The organism is Arthrobacter sp. RAF14 (genome assembly GCF_052114185.1).
Classification (GTDB): Bacteria; Actinomycetota; Actinomycetes; order Actinomycetales; family Micrococcaceae; genus Arthrobacter_E.
The window spans coordinates 786753-805927 of sequence record NZ_JBFREG010000001.1 but is presented as its reverse complement, the minus strand read 5'-3'; the positions used below and the strand labels follow the sequence as shown (position 1 = coordinate 805927).

18 protein-coding genes, 1 other RNA gene and 1 riboswitch are annotated in these 19175 nt (G+C 68.0%); of the genes, 12 read left to right on the top strand and 7 right to left on the bottom strand.

Translation table 11 applies throughout. The annotated features are described in order from the left end of the window. Window positions 1–93 precede the first annotated feature (93 nt). The 12 genes from AB4Y75_RS03775 (at window position 94) to AB4Y75_RS03720 (ending at window position 12712) form a co-directional block, all read left to right on the top strand. The gene (locus AB4Y75_RS03775; RefSeq protein ID WP_441434542.1) at window positions 94–555 is read left to right on the top strand and encodes a DoxX family membrane protein; all 462 of its coding nucleotides are present in this window, start codon (window positions 94–96) and stop codon (window positions 553–555) included. Window positions 556–558: 3 nt separating this feature from the next. Then, the gene (gene aroA, locus AB4Y75_RS03770; protein ID WP_441434541.1) at window positions 559–1938 is read left to right on the top strand and encodes a 3-phosphoshikimate 1-carboxyvinyltransferase; all 1380 of its coding nucleotides are present in this window, start codon (window positions 559–561) and stop codon (window positions 1936–1938) included. A gap of 1 nt (window position 1939) precedes the next feature. Continuing rightward, a complete protein-coding gene (rsgA, locus tag AB4Y75_RS03765) occupies window positions 1940–3064 on the top strand; it encodes a ribosome small subunit-dependent GTPase A (RefSeq protein ID WP_441434540.1) in 1125 nt (374 codons plus the stop codon). Window positions 3065–3128: 64 nt separating this feature from the next. Next, entirely contained in the window at window positions 3129–3950 is an 822-nt protein-coding gene (gene hisN, locus AB4Y75_RS03760) for a histidinol-phosphatase (RefSeq protein WP_441434539.1), read from the top strand. A gap of 72 nt (window positions 3951–4022) precedes the next feature. Further along, a riboswitch (SAM riboswitch) is annotated at window positions 4023–4138 on the top strand. Window positions 4139–4175: 37 nt separating this feature from the next. Continuing rightward, complete coding sequence (locus AB4Y75_RS03755) at window positions 4176–5585, top strand: aminotransferase class V-fold PLP-dependent enzyme (RefSeq protein ID WP_441434538.1); 1410 nt, start codon at window positions 4176–4178, stop codon at window positions 5583–5585. A gap of 173 nt (window positions 5586–5758) precedes the next feature. Next, window positions 5759–6535, top strand: a complete 777-nt coding sequence (locus tag AB4Y75_RS03750; RefSeq protein WP_441434537.1) for a methyltransferase domain-containing protein — start codon at window positions 5759–5761, stop codon at window positions 6533–6535. A gap of 86 nt (window positions 6536–6621) precedes the next feature. Further along, window positions 6622–7875: an Nramp family divalent metal transporter gene (locus tag AB4Y75_RS03745; RefSeq protein WP_441434536.1), complete on the top strand. Its 1254-nt coding sequence runs from the start codon at window positions 6622–6624 to the stop codon at window positions 7873–7875. 65 nt (window positions 7876–7940) lie between these two features. Then, window positions 7941–8654: a metal-dependent transcriptional regulator gene (locus tag AB4Y75_RS03740; RefSeq protein WP_441434535.1), complete on the top strand. Its 714-nt coding sequence runs from the start codon at window positions 7941–7943 to the stop codon at window positions 8652–8654. A gap of 61 nt (window positions 8655–8715) precedes the next feature. Then, complete coding sequence (locus AB4Y75_RS03735; protein ID WP_441434534.1) at window positions 8716–9465, top strand: hypothetical protein; 750 nt, start codon at window positions 8716–8718, stop codon at window positions 9463–9465. Between the two features lie 86 nt (window positions 9466–9551). Continuing rightward, window positions 9552–10064: an SRPBCC domain-containing protein gene (locus AB4Y75_RS03730; RefSeq protein WP_441434533.1), complete on the top strand. Its 513-nt coding sequence runs from the start codon at window positions 9552–9554 to the stop codon at window positions 10062–10064. Between the two features lie 52 nt (window positions 10065–10116). After that, complete coding sequence (locus AB4Y75_RS03725; RefSeq protein WP_441434532.1) at window positions 10117–12294, top strand: transglycosylase domain-containing protein; 2178 nt, start codon at window positions 10117–10119, stop codon at window positions 12292–12294. A gap of 76 nt (window positions 12295–12370) precedes the next feature. Continuing rightward, window positions 12371–12712, top strand: a complete 342-nt coding sequence (locus AB4Y75_RS03720) for a hypothetical protein (RefSeq protein ID WP_441434531.1) — start codon at window positions 12371–12373, stop codon at window positions 12710–12712. 83 nt (window positions 12713–12795) lie between these two features. Here AB4Y75_RS03720 and ssrA read toward each other — a convergent pair. From ssrA to AB4Y75_RS03685, 7 genes are all read right to left on the bottom strand, one after another. Continuing rightward, window positions 12796–13164, bottom strand: a transfer-messenger RNA (tmRNA) gene (ssrA, locus tag AB4Y75_RS03715). A 103-nt stretch (window positions 13165–13267) separates the two neighbouring features. Beyond that, on the bottom strand, window positions 13268–13738 hold the full coding sequence (gene smpB, locus AB4Y75_RS03710; RefSeq protein ID WP_066211021.1) for an SsrA-binding protein SmpB: 471 nt from the start codon (window positions 13736–13738) through the stop codon (window positions 13268–13270). A gap of 139 nt (window positions 13739–13877) precedes the next feature. Then, entirely contained in the window at window positions 13878–15326 is a 1449-nt protein-coding gene (locus tag AB4Y75_RS03705) for a peptidoglycan DD-metalloendopeptidase family protein (RefSeq protein WP_441434530.1), read from the bottom strand. 25 nt (window positions 15327–15351) lie between these two features. Further along, window positions 15352–16266 (bottom strand): permease-like cell division protein FtsX, encoded by a 915-nt coding sequence (gene ftsX, locus AB4Y75_RS03700; protein ID WP_441434529.1) that lies wholly within the window; start codon window positions 16264–16266, stop codon window positions 15352–15354. Continuing rightward, window positions 16263–17030, bottom strand: coding sequence for a cell division ATP-binding protein FtsE (gene ftsE / locus AB4Y75_RS03695; RefSeq protein ID WP_441434528.1), 768 nt, complete (start codon window positions 17028–17030; stop codon window positions 16263–16265). The genes ftsX and ftsE overlap by 4 nt, the downstream gene beginning before the upstream one ends. Before the next feature lie 221 nt (window positions 17031–17251). Beyond that, window positions 17252–18367 carry a peptide chain release factor 2 gene (gene prfB / locus AB4Y75_RS03690; RefSeq protein ID WP_441434527.1) on the bottom strand — a complete coding sequence of 372 codons (1116 nt, stop codon included), beginning with the start codon at window positions 18365–18367 and terminating at the stop codon, window positions 17252–17254. Window positions 18368–18428: 61 nt separating this feature from the next. After that, complete coding sequence (locus AB4Y75_RS03685) at window positions 18429–18986, bottom strand: GNAT family N-acetyltransferase (protein ID WP_441434526.1); 558 nt, start codon at window positions 18984–18986, stop codon at window positions 18429–18431. Window positions 18987–19175 lie beyond the last annotated feature (189 nt).

Here is a 19175-nt window from a genome sequence, read left to right as displayed (position 1 = left end):
GGCGCAAATATTCCGCAAAGATGCAAGACTAGAGGTAGTCCGGGCGATCCTGTCCCGCGACCCACCAGGTGAACCATCTCTCCAGGAGGTCTCGTGTCCGTGGTTCGATTCCTTGCCCGTCCGCTCCTCGCCAGCAGCTTCATCGCCGATGGCATCCGCAAGATCAAGAAGGCGCAGGATCCCACCGTCAGGCCTGCCGTGCTGGCACGCCGGGTGGCGGACACCCTGCCCGTCGAGCTCGGCGACGCCTTCCTCAACCGGGCCGCCGGTGGCGCCCAGCTCGGAGCCGGTCTGCTCTTCGCCTTCGGCAAGGCGCCCCGCTTCGCCGCCCTGGTGCTCGCCGCGTCGGCCGCCTGCACCACCGCACTGGAATACCGCGCTGCCGATGCCACCACCAAGGAGGGCCGGGCCGCCCGTCGCAACCAGTTCCTGAAGAACCTCTCGCTCAACGGCGCCGCGCTCCTGGCCGTGGTGGACACCGCGGGCAAGCCGAGCCTCGTCTGGCGGGTGCAGAACAGGCCCGAGGGTGGCGCCGGCGCCGCCAAGGGAGACTGATTCGTGCCGCAGCAAGCCCCTGTCGTCCAGCCCTGGGCGGCGCCCCTGGCCTCCGGTCCGGTCGACGCGACCGTCTCCGTGCCGGGATCCAAGTCACTGACCAACCGTTACCTCGTCCTGGCCGCCCTGGCCGACGGCCCCTCGCGGCTCCGCGCCCCGCTGCATTCGCGGGACTCCGCACTCATGGTCGAGGCGCTGCGCAGCCTGGGGGCCACCGTGGAGGAGGTCCCCGGAGACGGGTTCTTTGGCCCGGACCTGGTCATCACCCCCATCCCTCACGACGCCCCGGCGTCCGCCGTGAGCGTGGACTGTGGGCTCGCCGGTACCGTCATGCGGTTCGTCCCACCGCTGGCCGCCCTGCGGCACGGCGACACGCATTTCGACGGTGACCCGCACGCACGCCAGCGGCCCATGGGCGCCATCATCCAGGCACTCGCGGCGCTCGGCATCGCCCTGGAGTCCGACGACGGCGGCACCCCCGCCTCGCTGCCCTTCACCGTGCGCGGCGAGGGCTCCGTCCCCGGCGGTCACGTGATCATCGACGCCAGCGGCAGCAGCCAGTTCGTCTCGGCCCTGCTCCTGGTCGGCGCGCGTTTCCAGGACGGGATCCACATCGAGCACGCCGGCAAGCCGGTTCCCAGCCTCGATCACATCCGGATGACCGTGGAGGTCCTCCGGTCTCTCGGGGTCACGGTGGACGACTCCGTGCCGGACCACTGGTTCGTCTCCCCCGGGCCCATCAGCTCCTTCGACGTCCGGATCGAGCAGGACCTCAGCAACGCCGGGCCGTTCCTCGCCGCAGCGCTCGTCACGGGTGGCACCATCCGTGTCCCCCACTGGCCCAGCCCCACCACGCAGGTGGGCGATCTCTGGCGCGACATCCTGGCCCGGATGGGCGCCTCCGTGACGCTGGACGGAACCACCCTGGTGGTCCGCGGCGGGTCCGGGATCCTCGGGGGAGATTTCGCGGACACGAGTGAGCTGGCCCCCACCGTCGCGGCGCTGTGTGCCCTGGCCGAGTCCCCGTCGCGCCTGAGCGGCATCGCCCATCTGCGCGGCCACGAGACCAACCGGCTCGAGGCCCTCGTCACGGAGATCCGGCGGATGGGCGGAGACGCGGAGGAGACCGCCGACGGCCTGATCATCCGGCCCGCGGCCCTGCACGGCGCCGTGCTGGACAGCTACGCGGACCACCGCATGGCCACCGCGGGCGCCATCTGGGGCCTGGCCGTCCCAGAGACCTTCGTTCAGGACATCGGCACCACGGCCAAGACCATGCCGGACTTCCCCGCACTCTGGAAGGCGATGCTGGACGGGCGCGACGGAGACCGTGACGGAGACACCGAGCAGATCCCGGCCCCCGGCACGCAGGCGGTCTCCTGACGTGGGGCGTGGCAATTCCGCACGTTCCCTGTCCTCCTGGGATGAATCCGACGTCCGGCTCCGGCCCAGCAAGCGTGGTTCCCGGCCACGCACCAAGGACCGTCCGAGCCACTCGGATGCGGTGATCGGCCGCATCATCACCGTGGACCGGGGACGCTACTCCGCCATGCTGGACGAGGGAACCCCCCAGGAGCGGATGGTCATCGCGGCCCGCGCCAAGGAACTCCGGCGCAACCCCGTGGTGGTCGGCGATTTCGTGGCGCTGGTGGGCGACGTCTCCGGCGATCCGGACACCCTGGCCCGCCTGGTCAGGATCGAGCCCCGCAAGACCCTGCTGCGGCGCAGTGCCGATGACACCGACCCGGTGGAACGCGTCGTCGTCGCCAATGCGGACAAGCTGGTGGTCGTGGTGGCCGCGGCCAATCCCGAGCCGCGCACCGGCTTCATCGACCGTGCCCTGGTGGCCGCCTACGACGCCGGGATCGAGCCGATCCTGCTCATCACCAAGGCCGATGTGAAGGACCCCGCGGAACTGCTGGCCAACTATCAGGCCCTGGATCTCAAAGTCATCATCAGCCGCACGACGGAGGCCGGCGCGAGCGGCATCGACGCCCGGAGTGCCGACGGCGGCTCCGCTTCGCTGCTGGGCGCCGCGGTGGAGGAACTCCGGGAGGAGCTCGACGGCGCGGTCAGCGTCCTTCTGGGGCACTCCGGCGTCGGCAAGTCCACCATGGTCAACGCCCTGACCGGTTCCGAACGGGCCACCGGCCAGGTCAACGCGGTCACAGGCCGCGGACGCCACACCTCCAGCTCCGCCCTGGCGCTCCAGATGCCCGGCGCACAGCCCGGCACCTGGATCGTGGACACCCCGGGCGTCCGTTCCTTCGGTCTGGCCCTCGTGGACCCCGAACGCATCCTGCAGGCGTTCCCGGACCTGGCGCCCGGCACCGAGGCCTGTGAGCGCGGCTGCAAGCACGGAGCGCACGCGGTCGGCTGCGGCCTGGATGCCTGGGTGGCCGAGGGCCACGCCGGGCCCGCCGGCGCGTCGCGGCTGGAGTCGCTACGCAGGGTCCTGGACGCGGGAACCCAGGAGGAACGCGAGGCCAAGGAGCTCGGCACGCCCTGACGGCGCGGTCACGTCCGGGGCCCGGATGAGCTGGGACGCTCGCTTTGTGGGTACGGTTTAACCCATGACGGACTCCTCCCAGAACTACACCGATGACCTCCGGCTTGCCCATGTCATGGCGGACCAGGTGGATGCCCTGACCATGGCCCGCTTCAAGGCCCAGGATCTGACGGTCGAGACCAAGCCGGATCTGACGCCCGTGAGTGACGCGGACCGGAGTGCCGAGGAGTACATCCGCGCTCAGCTCTCCCGGGCCCGTCCGCGGGATTCCGTCATCGGCGAGGAGTTCGGCACCACAGGGCATTCCTCGCGCCGCTGGGTGGTCGACCCGATCGACGGCACCAAGAACTTCGTACGCGGCGTGCCGGTCTGGGCCACGCTGATCGCCCTCATCGAGGATGATCAAGTGGTGGTCGGCGTGGTGAGCGCCCCCGCCCTGAGCCGCCGCTGGTGGGCTTCCAAGGGTCACGGCGCCTACACCGGACGGTCCCTGGCCTCGGCGACCCGCCTGAAGGTCTCCGACGTCCACCGTCTCGAGGACGCCTCACTCTCCTACTCCAGCCTGGGCGGCTGGAAGGAACTCGGCCTGCGGGACGAATTCCTCGACCTTCATGACACGGTCTGGCGCACCCGCGCCTACGGGGATTTCTGGTCGTACTGCCTGCTCGCCGAAGGCGCCGTGGATCTGGCATGCGAACCGGAACTGAACCTCTACGACATGGCGGCCCTGGTCCCGATCGTGACCGAGGCCGGTGGGCGTTTCACCTCCCTGGACGGCCAGGACGGCCCGTTCGGCGGCAACGCGGTGGCCAGCAACGGCATTCTGCACTCGGAGTTCCTCCGGAGGCTCAACCCCGGGCTGGACGATCTGCTGCAGGCTCCCTGAGCAGGTCATATTCCTCGTAATATTGGCGGCGCGTTCCTTCGGGGACGCGCCGCTGTTTTACTCTCGTAATCAGGTCACGAGTGCCAGCGCTAAACCCCGGTTTGCTGGCCGGCAACCCTCCAGACGCGGTGGGGTGCCCCGGGTGACGACCAGGCCGTCCACAGAAAGTGGTGCGGCAAGCGCGGTGCCCGCCTGTGCGGGCCCCTCACGATGCAGAGGTCCAGCATGTCCGTCAACACCCTCGCCCCCCGCTCCGCCGTCGCAGGAAACGAGCGCGGTCACGCGCCGTCGTTGGCCGCCAATCCGTTCGCCGCGGTCACCGGCGCGGAGATTCAGGCCCCGCTCATCCAGGGCGGCGCGGTCCGCTACGCAAACCTCGACTACGGGGCTTCCGCCCCCGCGCTCAGCGTGGTCTCGGCCTATCTGAACGAGATCCTGCCGTATTACGCGAGCGTGCACCGCGGCGCCGGATACGCCTCCCAGATCAGCACTTCGGTCTATGAGAACGCCCGGGAGATCGTCCGCGACTTCGTGGGCGGCCGCCCGGACGACCTGGTGATCTTCACGCGGAACACCACCGATTCACTGAATGTCCTGGCGGGCTGCCTGCCGCAGCGCCAGGGCGAACAGGCCGGCGACGTGCTCTACCTGGACATCGAGCACCACGCCAATCTGCTCCCCTGGCAGCGGGTCGGGCACCGGAGCCTGGTGGCCCGCGAGACCATCGCCGCCACCGTCGCCGCCCTCCGGGAGGAACTCGAAACCGGCGGCGTCGCCCTTCTTGCCGTCACCGGCGCGTCCAACGTCACCGGGGAGATCCTGCCGATCGCCGAGCTCGCCGCCCTGGCACACGAGTACGGCGCCCGGATCGTGGTGGACGCCGCCCAGCTGGCGCCGCACCGCCGGATCGACATCACCGCGCTCGACGTCGACTTCCTCGCCTTCTCCGGCCACAAGCTGTATGCGCCGTTCGGCGCCGGAGTCCTGGTGGGCCGCGCCGATTGGCTCGACGCCGGCACACCGCACCTGCTGGGCGGCGGCGCCGTGCGCGAGGCCCGCCTCGACACCGTCGTGTGGACCACCGGCCCGGCACGCCACGAGGGCGGCTCTCCGAACGTGCTCGGCGCAGCGACCCTGGCACGCGCCACCCAGGTCCTCGCCTCCCTGGATCACGACTCGTGGCAGCAGCATGAGGCGGACATCCGCCGGCACCTGGAGGAGGGCCTCTCCGCGCTGGAAGGCGTCACCGTGCATCGGATCTTCAGCGATTCTGCTGATTCGATCGGCGTGGTGAACTTCTCCGTGGAGGGTTACGACGCCGGCCTGGTGGCTGCCTACCTCTCGGCAGAGCACGGGGTGGGGCTCCGGGACGGCAAATTCTGCGCGCATCCGCTCCTCAAGCGTCTGGGTCTGCCGGCCGGTTCCCTCCGTGCCAGCTTCGGCCTGGGCTCGCGGCTCGAGGACGCCGAGCGTCTCATCGAGGGCATCCGCCGGCTCCGCGAGCACGGTCTGGGCTGGGATTACGTCGTGGACGCCGGACGCTGGGTCCCGGCGAACGACGAGCGGAGCTACCCTCACTGGGCCCCGAACACCCCCGGCACGGCCGGCGCCGCGCCCTGCACGACCACGGACTGAGCACCACCGCGGACCGAGCACCACCGCAGGCTGAGCCGGGCGGCTGCGGGTCGGGTCCGGGCGGCGGTTCCGCCCCGAGGGGATCCGCACCCGTCCCGCTTGTGCCACTCTTTAACGGCAGTGTCTCCCGGCGGCCCGCGGGAGACGTCCGTCGTCGTCCAGGAGTCACCCGCATGTCAGCCCGTCACGTCTCCCCACCCGGTGGTCCCCGCATGGACACCTCCACCCGACGGGAGATGGGCCGGGCCTTCGAGCAGGGCGGGGAACACTACGCGCAGGTCCGGCCGTCCTATCCGGAGGAAGCGGCCTCGTGGTGCGTTCCCGCAGGAGCACGGTCCGCGGTGGATCTCGGAGCGGGAACCGGCAAGTTCACCGAGCTGCTCGTGGACCTCGGCCTTGAGGTGACGGCCGTGGAGCCGTCCGCCGACATGCTCGCGCAACTGCACGCTCAGTTCCCCGGCGTCGCGACGGTGGAGGGGACCGCGGAAGCCACCGGCCTCCCGGCGGAGAGCGCCGATCTGATCACCGTGGCTCAGGCCTGGCACTGGTTCGACCCCCTGGCGGCGAGCGCGGAGGCCGTCCGGGTCCTGCGCCCGGGCGGGACCCTGGCGCTGGTCTGGAATCAGCTGGACACCTCGGTCCCGTGGGTGCACAGGCTGTCCCGCATCATGCACGCCGGCGACGTCATCAAACCGCACTTCGTGCCCGCCGTCGGGCCCGGCTTCGGCGAGCTCCAGGGGGCCGTGATCCCGTGGCACGACCGGGTCACTCCGCAGGATCTCCTGGAACTCACCAAGTCCCGGTCCTACTACCTGAGGGCCTCCGCCCCGACCCGAGAGAAGGTCCTGGGAAACCTCGAGTGGTACCTGCACGAGCACCTGGGCCACGGGCCGGAGGAAGTCCTCACCCTTCCCTATCGCTGCTACGCCTGGAAGGCCGCGCGGACCTGACGGTCACACTTGCGTCCACGTCTCGGTCACTTTAGAGTTTTAGGCAAGCCGAAACTATGAAATTCGGGTTACCTAAGGAGATTGAGATGACGACGGAACTGACCCCGCGAGCCGTCACCCCGCGCCGCGGCGCGGGAGTCCTGCTCCTCGGCCCCGCCTTCGTCGCGGCCATCGCCTATGTCGACCCGGGCAACGTCGCCGCCAACCTCACCGCAGGAGCTCAGTTCGGCTACCTGCTGGTCTGGGTGCTGGTCGCCGCCAACGTCATGGCCGTCATGGTCCAGTACCAGTCCGCCAAGCTCGGGCTGGTCACGGGGCATTCCCTCCCCGAACTGCTCGGGCAGCGTTTCCCCACCTGGGGCCGCCGGCTCTTCTGGCTCCAGGCCGAAACGGTCGCCGTCGCCACCGACCTGGCTGAGGTGGTGGGAGGCGCGATCGCTCTCAATCTGCTGTTCGGCATCCCCCTCCCCCTGGGCGGCATCATCATCGGCGCGGCGTCGATGGTCCTGCTCACCATGCAGAACCGGAGGCGTCAGCGCAGCTTCGAGAACGCCATCATCGTCCTGCTCGCCGTGATCACGGTGGGGTTCCTCTGCGGTCTCATCGTCAGTCCGCCCAGCGCCGGTGGAGTCCTCGGCGGTCTGGTGCCGCGGTTCCAGGGGACCGAATCCGTGATGCTGGCGGCCAGCATGCTGGGCGCCACGGTCATGCCACACGCCATCTACGTGCACTCCGCCCTGTCCCGCGACCGGCACCGGCCCACGGGAGGCTCCGAACCGGACGAGCGGACCCTGAACCGCCTGATCCGCGCCACCCGTTGGGACGTCGTCTCGGCCCTGGCCATCGCGGGCGCGGTCAATATCGGCATGCTGCTGCTGGCCGCCTCGGCCCTCAGCGGCCGGGACGGCACGGACAGCATCGAGGGCGCCCACGCGGCCATCACGACGACGCTCGGCCCCGTGGTGGGTGCGGTGTTCGCCATCGGGCTGCTCGCCTCCGGCCTCGCCTCCACCGCCGTGGGATCCTACGCCGGAGCCACCATCATGGGCGGCCTGCTCAAAGTGCAGATCCCGCTCATGCTGCGCCGGGTCCTCACTCTCATCCCCGCGGTGATCATCCTGGCCGTGGGCATGGACCCCACGCAGGTCTTGGTCCTGAGCCAGGTCGCGTTGAGCTTCGGGATCCCCTTCGCGCTGATTCCGCTGTTCCTGCTCAGCCGGGACCGCCGCGTCATGGGCCGTCACGCCGACCATCCCGCACTCCAGGTCGCGGCGGCCGTGAGCGCACTCCTGGTGATCGTCCTCAACGGCGTGCTCATCTGGCTCACCTTCGTCCCCTAAGGCTGACGACGCCGGCCGGAGCACGTTCACCGGGCGGTCTCCCCTGGCTCGACTAAACTGAGGCCGTGAAGTCTGCCGTCGCCTCCTCCTCCATCGAGGACTACGTCAAGGTCATCTACTCGTTCACCGAGTGGCAGGACAAGCCCATCAGCAGTACCCAGCTGGCACAGCGGCTCGGCGTCGCCAACTCCTCGGTGTCCGAAATGGTCCGCAAGCTGAAGGACCTCGGCCTGGTGGACCACAAGCCGTACGGCGCCGTGACGCTGACCGTCGAGGGCCGTACCCTCGCACTGGCGGTCGTCCGGAGGCACCGCCTGATCGAGACGTTCCTGGTCCGGGAACTCGGCTATGCGTGGGACGAGGTCCATGACGAGGCGGAGTTGCTGGAGCACGCCGTCTCCGAGACGTTCGTGGAACGCCTGGCGGAAAAGCTGGGCCACCCCGGCCGCGACCCGCACGGCGACCCCATCCCCACTGCCGACGGCACCGTCGCACTCCCCGACGCCCGGCTGCTCTCCGAGCTGGATGAGGGGCACCACGGGCACATCACCCGCATCAGCGACGACGACCCGGAGCTCCTGCGCTATCTCAGCCGCGAGGGCGTGGACGTGGACGCCGTCGTCGAGGTCGGCGAACGCAAGCCCTTCAGCGGCGCACTGCAGGTTCACGTGGCTCCTGCCGGCGGGCAGGCCGCTCACACGGCCGAGCTGGGCGAGCAGGCGCTGCACGCACTCTGGGTGGCGGACGACTCGCCGCATGAAGGCTGCACCCTCTCCTGACGGCTCCCCCGCCGTGCCCTGGGCCGTTGCGGATCCCGGGGCATCGTGTTTGCATCCTTGCATGAGCATCATCGATCCGGACGCGGCCGCCCGGGCCAGAGCCGCCAGGACCCCGCAGGCACGGGATCTCCGGCCGCCCGCCATCCTGCTGCTCCTGGGTTCCTTCGTGACCGCGTACAGCATCACGGCGTTCGCGACCGTGCTCGACTCCGAGAGCGACGACACCGACGCCGGCCAGTGGATCATCAGGATCGCGGCGCTCACCGTGGCAGCCGGAGCCACGATCATCGGACTGAACAGCTGGGTCGCACGTTCCGTGCGCAACCCCCGGCTCCCCGGTTTCGGCACGGCCGTGGCCCTCATGTGCGCCTCCGCCGCTTCGGGGACCATGGTCGTCGCTCCTGCCCCGGCCTGGTTCCAGGAACCGCGCATGCTGGCCGGCACCTGGTGGCTGGCCGGGATCGCCGTGGCGTTCGGAATCCTGTCCATGGTCTCGTGGGGCGCCCGCGCGGCCGGCCGGCATCGCGAGGAGGAGATCATGACGACCGGGCGGCTGACCACGGGCGTGGTCACCAACCAGGGCTACGAACGGTTCCACGAGTCCAACCGCATTCTGACCTCCGTCACCTACGCGTTCGAGGACCTCAACGGAACGCGCCGGTTCATCCGCCGCCCGGCCATGATCACCGCGGACGATCCCGTGGTCACCGGCGAGCTGGTGGACGTCTGGTTCGACCCGGCCCGGCCGGATCATCTCAAGTCGATCACCGTGCGGCGCCGGCCTGCGGAACGACGACGGGACGGGCACTGAGCGGGCGCCACGCGGACACGACCGCGGGGCACGTCCCTGGCCACAGACTTCCGAACGTTCAACGGATTCAACGGAAAGGAGCAGTCATGGAGGATGACCACAGCAACGAAGGCAGCCGCGGCGCCCAAGACGCCCCGGTGACGGAACTCGGCTTCGAGGTGTTCGGATTCATCGCCCGCCCCGTCGCGGAGGTCTACAAGGCGGTGGCGGATCCCGCTGTCCTGAGCGAGTACTTCACCACCGGTGGCGCGGTCGGACGCCTGGAGACCGGTGCCGCCGTGCAGTGGGATTTCGCGGACTTCCCGGGGGCGTTCCCCGTCACGGTACTGCAGGCCGTCCCCCAGGAGTCGATCTCACTGCGCCGGGGTTCCGCGCCCGGGTCCTCGGTGGACGAGGAGGGCACGGTGGTCGACCTCGTCTTCTCCCCCGCGGACAAGGGTTCACGGACCAAGGTGGTGGTCCGTGAACGGGCCTGGAAACCCACGGAAGCCGGAGCCACCGCGGCGTTCGGCAACTGCATGGGATGGACCGGCATGCTCGCCGCGATGAAGGCCTGGCTGGAGCACGGCGTCCGCCTGCGGGAGGGCTTCTACCGCTGACCGAGGCTGTCTTCTGAGCGGCCGTCCAGGCACTTCCGTTAGGCTCGAGGGGATGAGCCCTGCGAGAAATGTCCTGAAGTCCGTGGCCGCAGTGGGTGGAAGACTCCTGGCCTTCGTCACCGTGAGCGCCGTGATCGGCGCGCTCCTGGTCGGGTTCCTGGCGCCCATGGTCGCCGCGACGGACGCGGCAACCAAGGGCTCGGTGCAGTTCTTCGACAGTCTGCCGGAGGAGCTCACCATCAATCCTCCCGGGCAGGTGAGCAAGATCCTGGCCGCCGATGGATCACAGATCGCCACCGTCTTCAGCGAGAACCGGTCGGACGTGACGCTCAAGCAGGTCGCCCCGGACATGCGCAATGCGCTCGTGGCCATCGAGGACTACCGCTACTACGAACACGGTGGCATCGATCCGATGGGCATCATGCGGGCCCTGGTCAGCAACGCCTCCGGCGGCCGGCAGGGCGCGTCCACGCTGACCCAGCAGTATGTGACCAACGTCCTCAATGACAATCGCACGGCGCGGGGCGACGCCTCCGACGTGGTTCTCAACGGTCAGAAGACCACCGGGGACAAACTCCGGGAGATGAAGCTCGCCCTCGGGCTGGAGAAGCGTCTGAGCAAGGACCAGATCCTCCAGGGCTACCTCAACATCGTCGCCTTCAACGGCAACGCGTACGGCGTCCAGGCCGCCAGCCAGTACTTCTTCTCGGTCGATGCCGCAAAGCTCAGCCTGCCGCAGGCCGCCCTGCTGGCGGGGCTCGTGAACGGCCCCGGATACTACGACCCCGTCGCCCACCCGGACCGCGCCGTCGAGCGCCGCAACCTGGTGCTGGACGCGATGCTCAAGCACGGTTACATCACGGTGAAGAAGCACGACGCCGCCGTGAAGACACCGCTCAAGCTCAGCTTGAAGCAGCCGCGGCAAGGCTGCGCCTACGCCGCACAGGCGCCCTACTTCTGCGACTATGTGCTGCACCAGTTCCTGAACGACCCCGCCTACGGCGCGACGCCGGACGAGCGGCTCAAGCTGCTGCAACGCGGCGGGCTCACCATCCGCACCACGCTCGACCCCCGCCTGCAGGGACCGGCACAGCGCCAGGTGGACGCGACCACCGGGGCCAACCCGGATAAGTGGGGCGCGTCATTGGTCACGATCCAGCCGGGTACCGGCAAGGTGGTCTCCATGGCGCAGAACTCCCGGATGCTCGCGAAGCAGGGCTCCGGATTCGTCACGGCGTACAACTTCAATGTGGACAAGACGGACGACGCCGGCCAGGCTCTCGGCGGCGTCGGCGGCATGCAGCCCGGCTCCACCATGAAACCGGTGACGCTCGCGGCCTGGCTGGGCGAGGGCAAGTCGCCGGATCAGACCGTCGACGCCGCGCGTCGCGTCTATCCGCTGAACTTCCCGTGGAAGAGTACCTGCGGGCCTGTCGCGGGCGCCTATGACTCCCGGCAGGTCGGTCAGGGCGCGGCGACGGATCTGCAGAATGACACGCCCGGCTTCTACCGGCCCATGACCGTCCGGATGGGCATCTACTACTCGATCAACACGGCGACCTTCGCCTCCGCCGCCGGCCTGAACGACTTCTGCGACATCCAGCGCGCGGCCGACGCCCTCGGCATGCACGACGGCGCCGGCAAGGGCCAGAAGCTCCAGCTCAACACACTGGGCAACCTCCTGGGCGGCGCCAATGTGGCTCCGCTGACCATGGCGAACGCCTTCGCCACCTTCGCGAGCAACGGCACCTACTGCACGCCCATCACCATCACCCGTGTGGACGACGGGAAGGGCCGCCGGCTCGGCGGCCAGAGCCCATCCTGCAAGGCGGGGGCCATCACGCCCGAGGTGGCCAAACGCGCCACGAACGTCCTCCAGGACGTCATCTCCAAGGGCTCCGGGCTCCTGATCCCAGACAAGGTCACCGCACCGGTTGCGGCCAAGACCGGCACCAATCAGTACAACAACCAGACCTGGATCGTCGGATACACCAAGGGTCTCTCCACGGCGTCGTTCTTCGGCGATCCGTTCAACGCGAGCGAATCGCGGCCGGGCGTCAACGTGACCCTCAACGGCAGGACCTATCCCGCCGTCGACGGCGCGGACATCGCCGGACCGCAGTGGGCCCGGTACATGCAAGCGGTGTACGGCCTCTACGACCATGGACGGTTCGACCCGCCGACGCTGCCCAAGAAGCCGACGCCGAAGAAGGCCAAGCCGCGGCGGTGAGTGGGAGCCTCCCCTGATCGCCCGGAAGGGACGGCTCAGCGACCACCACGTCGGCGACCGACGGCAGCGCCTGCCCGTGCTGATCGCGTCCCTCGGATCCGCAGCAATCGGCTGGGCCGTCCTGCTCCTGCTGCACGCACCATGGTCCGCCGTTCTCGGATTGCTGAGCGTGGCGCTGGGGATGATCGTGGTGGGAGCCGTCAATGCGTTCTGGAAACTCCGCGTGCACACCGCCGTGGTCGTCTTCACCACCGCCGCCTTGGTCACCGCGCTGGGACCGTGGGGCATCCCACTGCTCGCCATTCCGGTCGCCGTCGGCTGGTCGCGGGTCCGGCTCGGCGACCACACGGTGGCCCAGGTGCTCGCAGGGATCCCTGCCGGACTGCTGGTCTGGGGCGCCTACGCGCTCGTGGCCTGACCCCGGCTCTCCGAGCGACCACCCTGAAGAACCACCCTGAAGACAGCGAAAGGCCCTGGATCGTGAGATCCAGGGCCTTTCAACAGTGGAGATGGCGGGAATCGAACCCGCGTCCGATGTTGCTTCTGCAGGGCTTCTCCGGGCGCAGTTTGCGTCGGAATTTCTCGGCCCCAGCCATGCTGCAAACAGCTGGCTGATCCGGGCCCAGTCATCTTAACGTCCCAGAAGCCCCGATGACGAAGGCTCCTGGCAGTGGCTATCTAGACGACGCCAGATTCCACGGCGATAGCAACCGTGGGCTGACGGACTGTCTTACTGCTTAGGCAGCAAGAGCGAAGTCAGTGCGCTTAGATTCGGCACTTATTGGTTTGCAGACATCGTTTACGAGATAAGCCTGCATCCTCGGCCCGCTTCACCTGCGTCGACAGACATCGTCGAAACCGATCATCCCCATGTTCATTTACCAATCCCTGCCAGGTCTCCCCAACAGGACTCTCCAGCATACCTCCACTGGCGCACGATGCCAAGCCCGGAAGTGTCCCCGGGCGAGGGCGGCTAGCGCTTGTTGCGTGCTCGCAGCACGCGCTGCGCCTCGCGCTTGTCCTGGGCCTCGCGCAGGCTCTGGCGCTTGTCGTACTCCTTCTTACCGCGCGCCACGCCGATCTCGACCTTGGCGCGGCCATCGACGAAGTACAGCTGCAGCGGCACGATCGTGAAACCGCTCTCGCGGATCTTGTGCGAGATCTTGATGAGTTCGGCACGATGCAGCAGCAGCTTCCGGCGACGGCGCGAGGAGTGGTTGGTCCAGCTCCCCTGGCTGTACTCGGGGATGTTGACCTGCTCCATCCAGAGCTCGTCGTTGTAGAACGTGCAGAACGCATCGCCCATGTTGGCGTGCCCCTCGCGGAGCGACTTCACTTCGGTCCCCATGAGCGCGATCCCCGCCTCATAGGTGTCCAGCACTTCGTAGTCGTGGCGCGCCTTGCGGTTCGTGGCCACGACTTTCCGGCCACTTTCCTTCGGCACGGCGGACTCCTTCGGTCTGAAAACAGTCCTTCCAGTCTACCCATGCGTCGTGCGCTCCCGTGCATTGTCCGCTCAGGAAGAACGCCGGAGAACACGGAAGGCCCGTCCCCAGCCGGGAACGGGCCTTCCGCAGGATGCTCTAGAGCATGGTCATCGGATCCACCGGGGAGCCGTTGACCCACGTCTCGAAGTGAGCGTGGCATCCGGTCGAGTTGCCGGAACTGCCCGAGTAGGCGATGACCTGACCCTGCTCGACATGCTGTCCCGCGGACACCACCACAGAGCTGTTGTGGTAGTTCACGGTGGTCAGCGCGTTGCCCTGCACGACGCCGTGAGACACCTGCACGGTCCAGCCGCCACCGGTGGTGATCCAGCCTGCCAGGGTCACGGTGCCGGACGCCGCGGCGTGGACGGGGGTTCCACAGCCGACGCCGAAGTCGACGCCCGTGTGCATGTACCCACCGGTGCCCCAGAAGTCGATGGTGCCCGGGGGAACCGCGCGCCAGCCCCAGCCCGAGGTGATGGGCGGGTTGCCGTCGAACGGAGCCCGGATCCCGAAGGACGAGACCGGTCCGGGTGCCGGCGGCACGTACGGCTGCTGCGCGGGAGGCTGAGCCTGACCCTGACGCGCGGCTTCAGCGGCGGCCGCAGCGGCGGCGGCCTCCGCCTTGCGGCGCTGCTCGGCCAGCCATTCCTGACGCAGCCGCTCGTCGCGGGCCTTGATCTGGGAGGCCACCTGATCCTGGGCCTGGTTGACCTTGGCCAGCTGAGCCTGGATCGCCGGCTTGGACGACTCGAGTTCCTTGTTCAGCCTCGTGGTATCCGCCACGAGCTTGTCCACCTGTGCCTTCTGGCGCGCGGCCTCGTCGCGGGCGGACTGCTCGCGGGCCAGGGCGGCATCCGCCTGGGCCTTGAGGTCGGCGATCTCCTGCTCGACGGCGGCGAGCCGGGCCGACTGGTTGACGTTGACGGCGCTCTGCTGATTGAGCTTCTCCATCGCGGCGTTCTGAGTGCGCAGCGCCTGGTTGGCCAGGTCCATTCCGCTGACCAGCTTCTCCGTGTCGGTCGCGCCGAAGAAGAGGGTGAGGTCATTGGGCACACCGCCGGACTTGTACGCCTGAGTCGCGATCTGTCCGATCAGCTTCTTGGTCTCACCGGACTTCGCCTTGTCCTGGGTCATCTCCTGCGCCAGCTTGGCCTTGCTCTGCTGGGCTGCGTCCACCCGGACCGCTAGGGACTGCGCCTCGGACGCGGCGGCCGCGACCCGGCCCTGCGCGTCGGCAAGAGCCTTCTGGGCGCCCGGCAACCGGCCCTGGTACAGGGTCAGATCGGCGGCGGACTTGGCGATCTTGCCGTCCAGGAACTCCAGCGAGGACTGCACCTGGTTCGCGCGGTCCTGCAGCGCCTGCTGTTGGTCGTCCAGATTGTCCGCATGGCCCGGCGTCAGGCCGAGACCGAGCAGGAGGACGACGACGGCGGACGCACCCACGGTGCGCCGCCCGACCTTCCGGCACTGGGCGCCGTCGTACGGGAAACGGAGGCGCGCAGCTTTCGCGAGGGCCCTCCGAGTCGATCCTGCAACGTTCATGGCGTTCCTTTCCATGGGCCCACGCTCAGGCGTTGAGCGGCTTGCGGAGGGTGAACAGGGATGAGACGCCCGCGATCACGGCGCCCAGGATGATCAGGCCGGGGACCAGCCAGAGCGTCTGCGCGTCCGAGATGAAGGCGGTCTGTTTGTACTGCTCGGCGAGGTAGCCGGTCAGGAAGAAGTGGGAGATCCCCCAGATCGCCCCGGAGGCGAGCAGCGCTCCGACCACGGCCGCGATCACGCCCTCGAGGATGAAGGGCAATTGGATCACGGCCTTCGACGCGCCCACCAGTCGCATGATGGCCGTCTCCTTGCGTCGCATGAAGGCCGAAAGTCTGATGGTGGTGGCGATCAGCAACGCCGCACAGATGATCATGATCGCCGCGATGCCGATGGCCACGAACGACGCGGTGTTCATGGCGGAGAAGAGCTTCTCCAGGATCTGACGCTGGTCGATCACGCTCTCCACACCGGGCTGGGCGGAGAAGGTCTCGGAGATGACCTTGTACTTCTCCGGATCCTTCAGGTTGACCCGGAAAGAGGAGGGCAACTGGTCCGGCGTCACGGAGTCGACGATCGGCGAGTTGGCGAACTGCTCCTTGAAGTGCTTGTACGCCTCGTCCTGCGACTCGAACTGGAAGTCGTTGACGTACTGCCGGATCGAGTCCGAGTCCAGGGTCTTGCGCAGATTGTCCTGCTGTTCCTTGGTCACGGGACCGGAGGAGCAGTTGGCGGTGGTGGATCCGGGGCTGCAGAGGAAGATCGCCACCTGGACCTTGTCGTACCAGTAGCCCTTCATCTGGTTGATCTGCATCTGGAGCATGCCGGCGGCGCCCACGAAGGTGAGCGACACGAAGGTCACCAGGACCACCGAGATGAACATGGAGAGGTTCCGGCGGAGACCATTGACGATCTCCCCGAGGATGAACATGGGCCTCACGCGTGCTCCTCCCCTGCCGTGGCGTTCGTGGGTGCCGTGGTGGCAGCCGGCGTGCCGGCGGACGCCTTCACCTTGGGGATCAAGGACGTGTACGTGGCCTTGGCCTCGTCACGGACCACCTTGCCCTTGGTGAGTTCGATGACACGGCGGCGCAGCTGATCCACGATGTCGTCATCGTGGGTGGCCATGACCACGGTGGTCCCGTTGGCATTGATCTTCTTCAGCACCTCGGTGATCTCCACGCTCGTGGTGGGGTCGAGGTTACCGGTGGGCTCGTCGGCCAGCAGGATGTCCGGCTGGTTGACGACGGCGCGCGCGATCGCCACGCGCTGCTGCTCTCCACCGGAGAGCTCGTGCTGCATGCGCTTCTCCATGCCTTCAAGGCCCACCATCGCGAGCACGTCGGTCACGCGCTCCTTGGTGCGGGCCCGGCTGGCGCCGATCACCTGCATGGCGAACGCCACGTTCTGGTAGACGTTCTTCTGCGGGAGGATGCGGAAGTCCTGGAACACCACGCCGATCTTGCGGCGCAGCTTGGGAACACGCCAGCTGGAGAGGGTGGACACGTTGTGCCCCGCGACGTAGACGGACCCCGTGGTGGCCACGTCCTCGCGATAGATCATCTTGAGGAAGGTCGACTTGCCGGACCCGGAAGCTCCCACGAGGAAGACGAATTCGCCGCCCTCGATCTCCACGCTCACCGAGTCGAGCGCGGGTCTGGCCTTGGGGTCGTGGATTTTGGTGACATTTTCGAATCGAATCATGGCTTCACACAGCCCGGTCGGCAGGCGCGACGGAACCGCTCCAGCGGCCGGGGCCTGGGCCTAGTGTTGGGGGAAGTGATGGCACCGGCTCCTCGAGTTTATGTTCGTGTTCCGGGAACGCCTTCCCATTTGGGCGGCGTGTCGTCCAAAGCCTTGCACGGCTTTCCCTGCCCGGGCCGGCGTCTTCGGCACGCGGTGCCGGAGAATTTCTCCGGTCCCGATCAGGCCTCGGCCTTGCGGCTGTCGGCCCGCCAGCGGATGCCGGCGTCGATGAAATCGTCGATGTCGCCGTCGAGGACCGCGCTCGTGTTGCCGACCTCGTGGTTGGTCCGGAGGTCCTTGACCATCTGGTACGGGTTCAGGACGTAGGACCGCATCTGGTCACCCCAGGAGGCCTTGATGTCTCCCGCCAGAGCCTTCTTCTCCGCGTCTTCCTGCTCCTTCTTCAGCAGGAGGAGGCGGGACTGGAGGACGCGCATGGCGGCCGCACGGTTCTGGATCTGGGACTTCTCGTTCTGCATGGACACGACGATCCCGGAGGGGATGTGGGTCAAGCGGACCGCGGAGTCGGTCGTGTTGACCGACTGGCCGCCGGGGCCGGAGGAGCGGAAGACGTCCACGCGGATCTCGTTGTCCGGGATCTCGACGGAGTCGGTCTGTTCGATCAGCGGGATGACCTCGACGGCGGCGAACGACGTCTGGCGGCGCCCCTGGTTGTCGAACGGACTGATGCGCACCAGGCGGTGCGTTCCGGCCTCCACGCTGAGGGTTCCGTAGGCGTACGGGGCGTTGACTTCGAAGGTGACGGACTTCAGCCCGGCTTCTTCGGCGTAGGAGGTGTCCATCACCTTGGTGGAGTGGCCGTGCCGCTCAGCCCAGCGAAGGTACATGCGCATGAGCATCTCGGCGAAGTCGGCGGCGTCCACACCGCCGGCGCCGGCACGGATGGTGACCACGGCTTCGCGCTCGTCGTACTCGCCCGAGAGGAGTGTGACGACTTCGAGCTGTTCCAGAGCGGAACGGATGGAGGTCAGTTCCGTGGCCGCCTCGGCCATGGAATCCTCATCACCGGCTTCCTGTCCGAGCTCCACCAGGACTTCGAGGTCCTCGATGCGGCTGGACAGGGTGGTGAGGCGCTCCAGTTCGGACTGCCGGTGGGACAGCTGAGAGGTCACCACCTGAGCGGCGGCGGGGTCGTCCCAGAGATCAGGGACGCCGGCCTTCTCGCTGAGTTCGGCGATGTCCCGGCGCAGGGAATCGACGTCTGACACTTGTGCGATGGAGTCGTAGGTAGCCCTCAGTGCACGGATCTCTGCAGGAAAATCAATCTCAGCCATGGTCTTCCAAGACTACGGCATGCGCGGCGATCGCCGGTCTGGCATGCGGGTACCCCTCCGGTCACCTTGCTTCCGGGGCGGAGTCCTTGACCAGGCTGTACACATACATGTCTTTCCGGACTTCGCCTACGCGCTGCCACGAGCGCAGCAATCCCTCGCGCTGGAACCCGCAGCGTTCAGCAGCCTGCCACGATCCTCGGTTCCAGGGTTCGACGTACAGCTGCACCCGCTCCACCTCGTCCAGCGGGAGGGCCCAGGTGGTCAAAGCCTGCAAGGCCGCGGTGACATACCCCCGACGCCGATGGGCGGGAGCCACCCAGTACCCTGTCGTCGCCCGACCCTGGGTGATGTCCCGGGTCCATAATCCGATCTGACCTACAGCGTCTCCCGAAGAAGCGTCGGCGATGGCGAACGAATATCCCGTGCCGGCAACCAGACGGTGACGCTGCCGGGCAATGAATGCCAGAGCGTCCTCGTGCGTCCCACTGGCCGGGACCGTGGTGATCAGGGGAATCAGATCATCGGTGGCAACGGACTGCACCAGCGCCGCGTCGCTGCTCTCAAAAGCCCGCAGCACCACGGGCCCATGCTGGAGGCATGGCATTTCGTTCGGCAGCATGGCCCCAGTAGACCAACGCGCCCTTGCTTTGGCAACCAGCGGAGGTGCGAGCGCGGATTGCTGGCGGCCCGAGGCACGCTCCGGCCCGGCGCTGCACGAGAGAGGAACCACCTGGTGGCTCGCCCCCGCTTTCTGATGATTCGTCATCGACGAAATCGGGGCCGGCGCGAGCGTGTAACCAGGGATGTT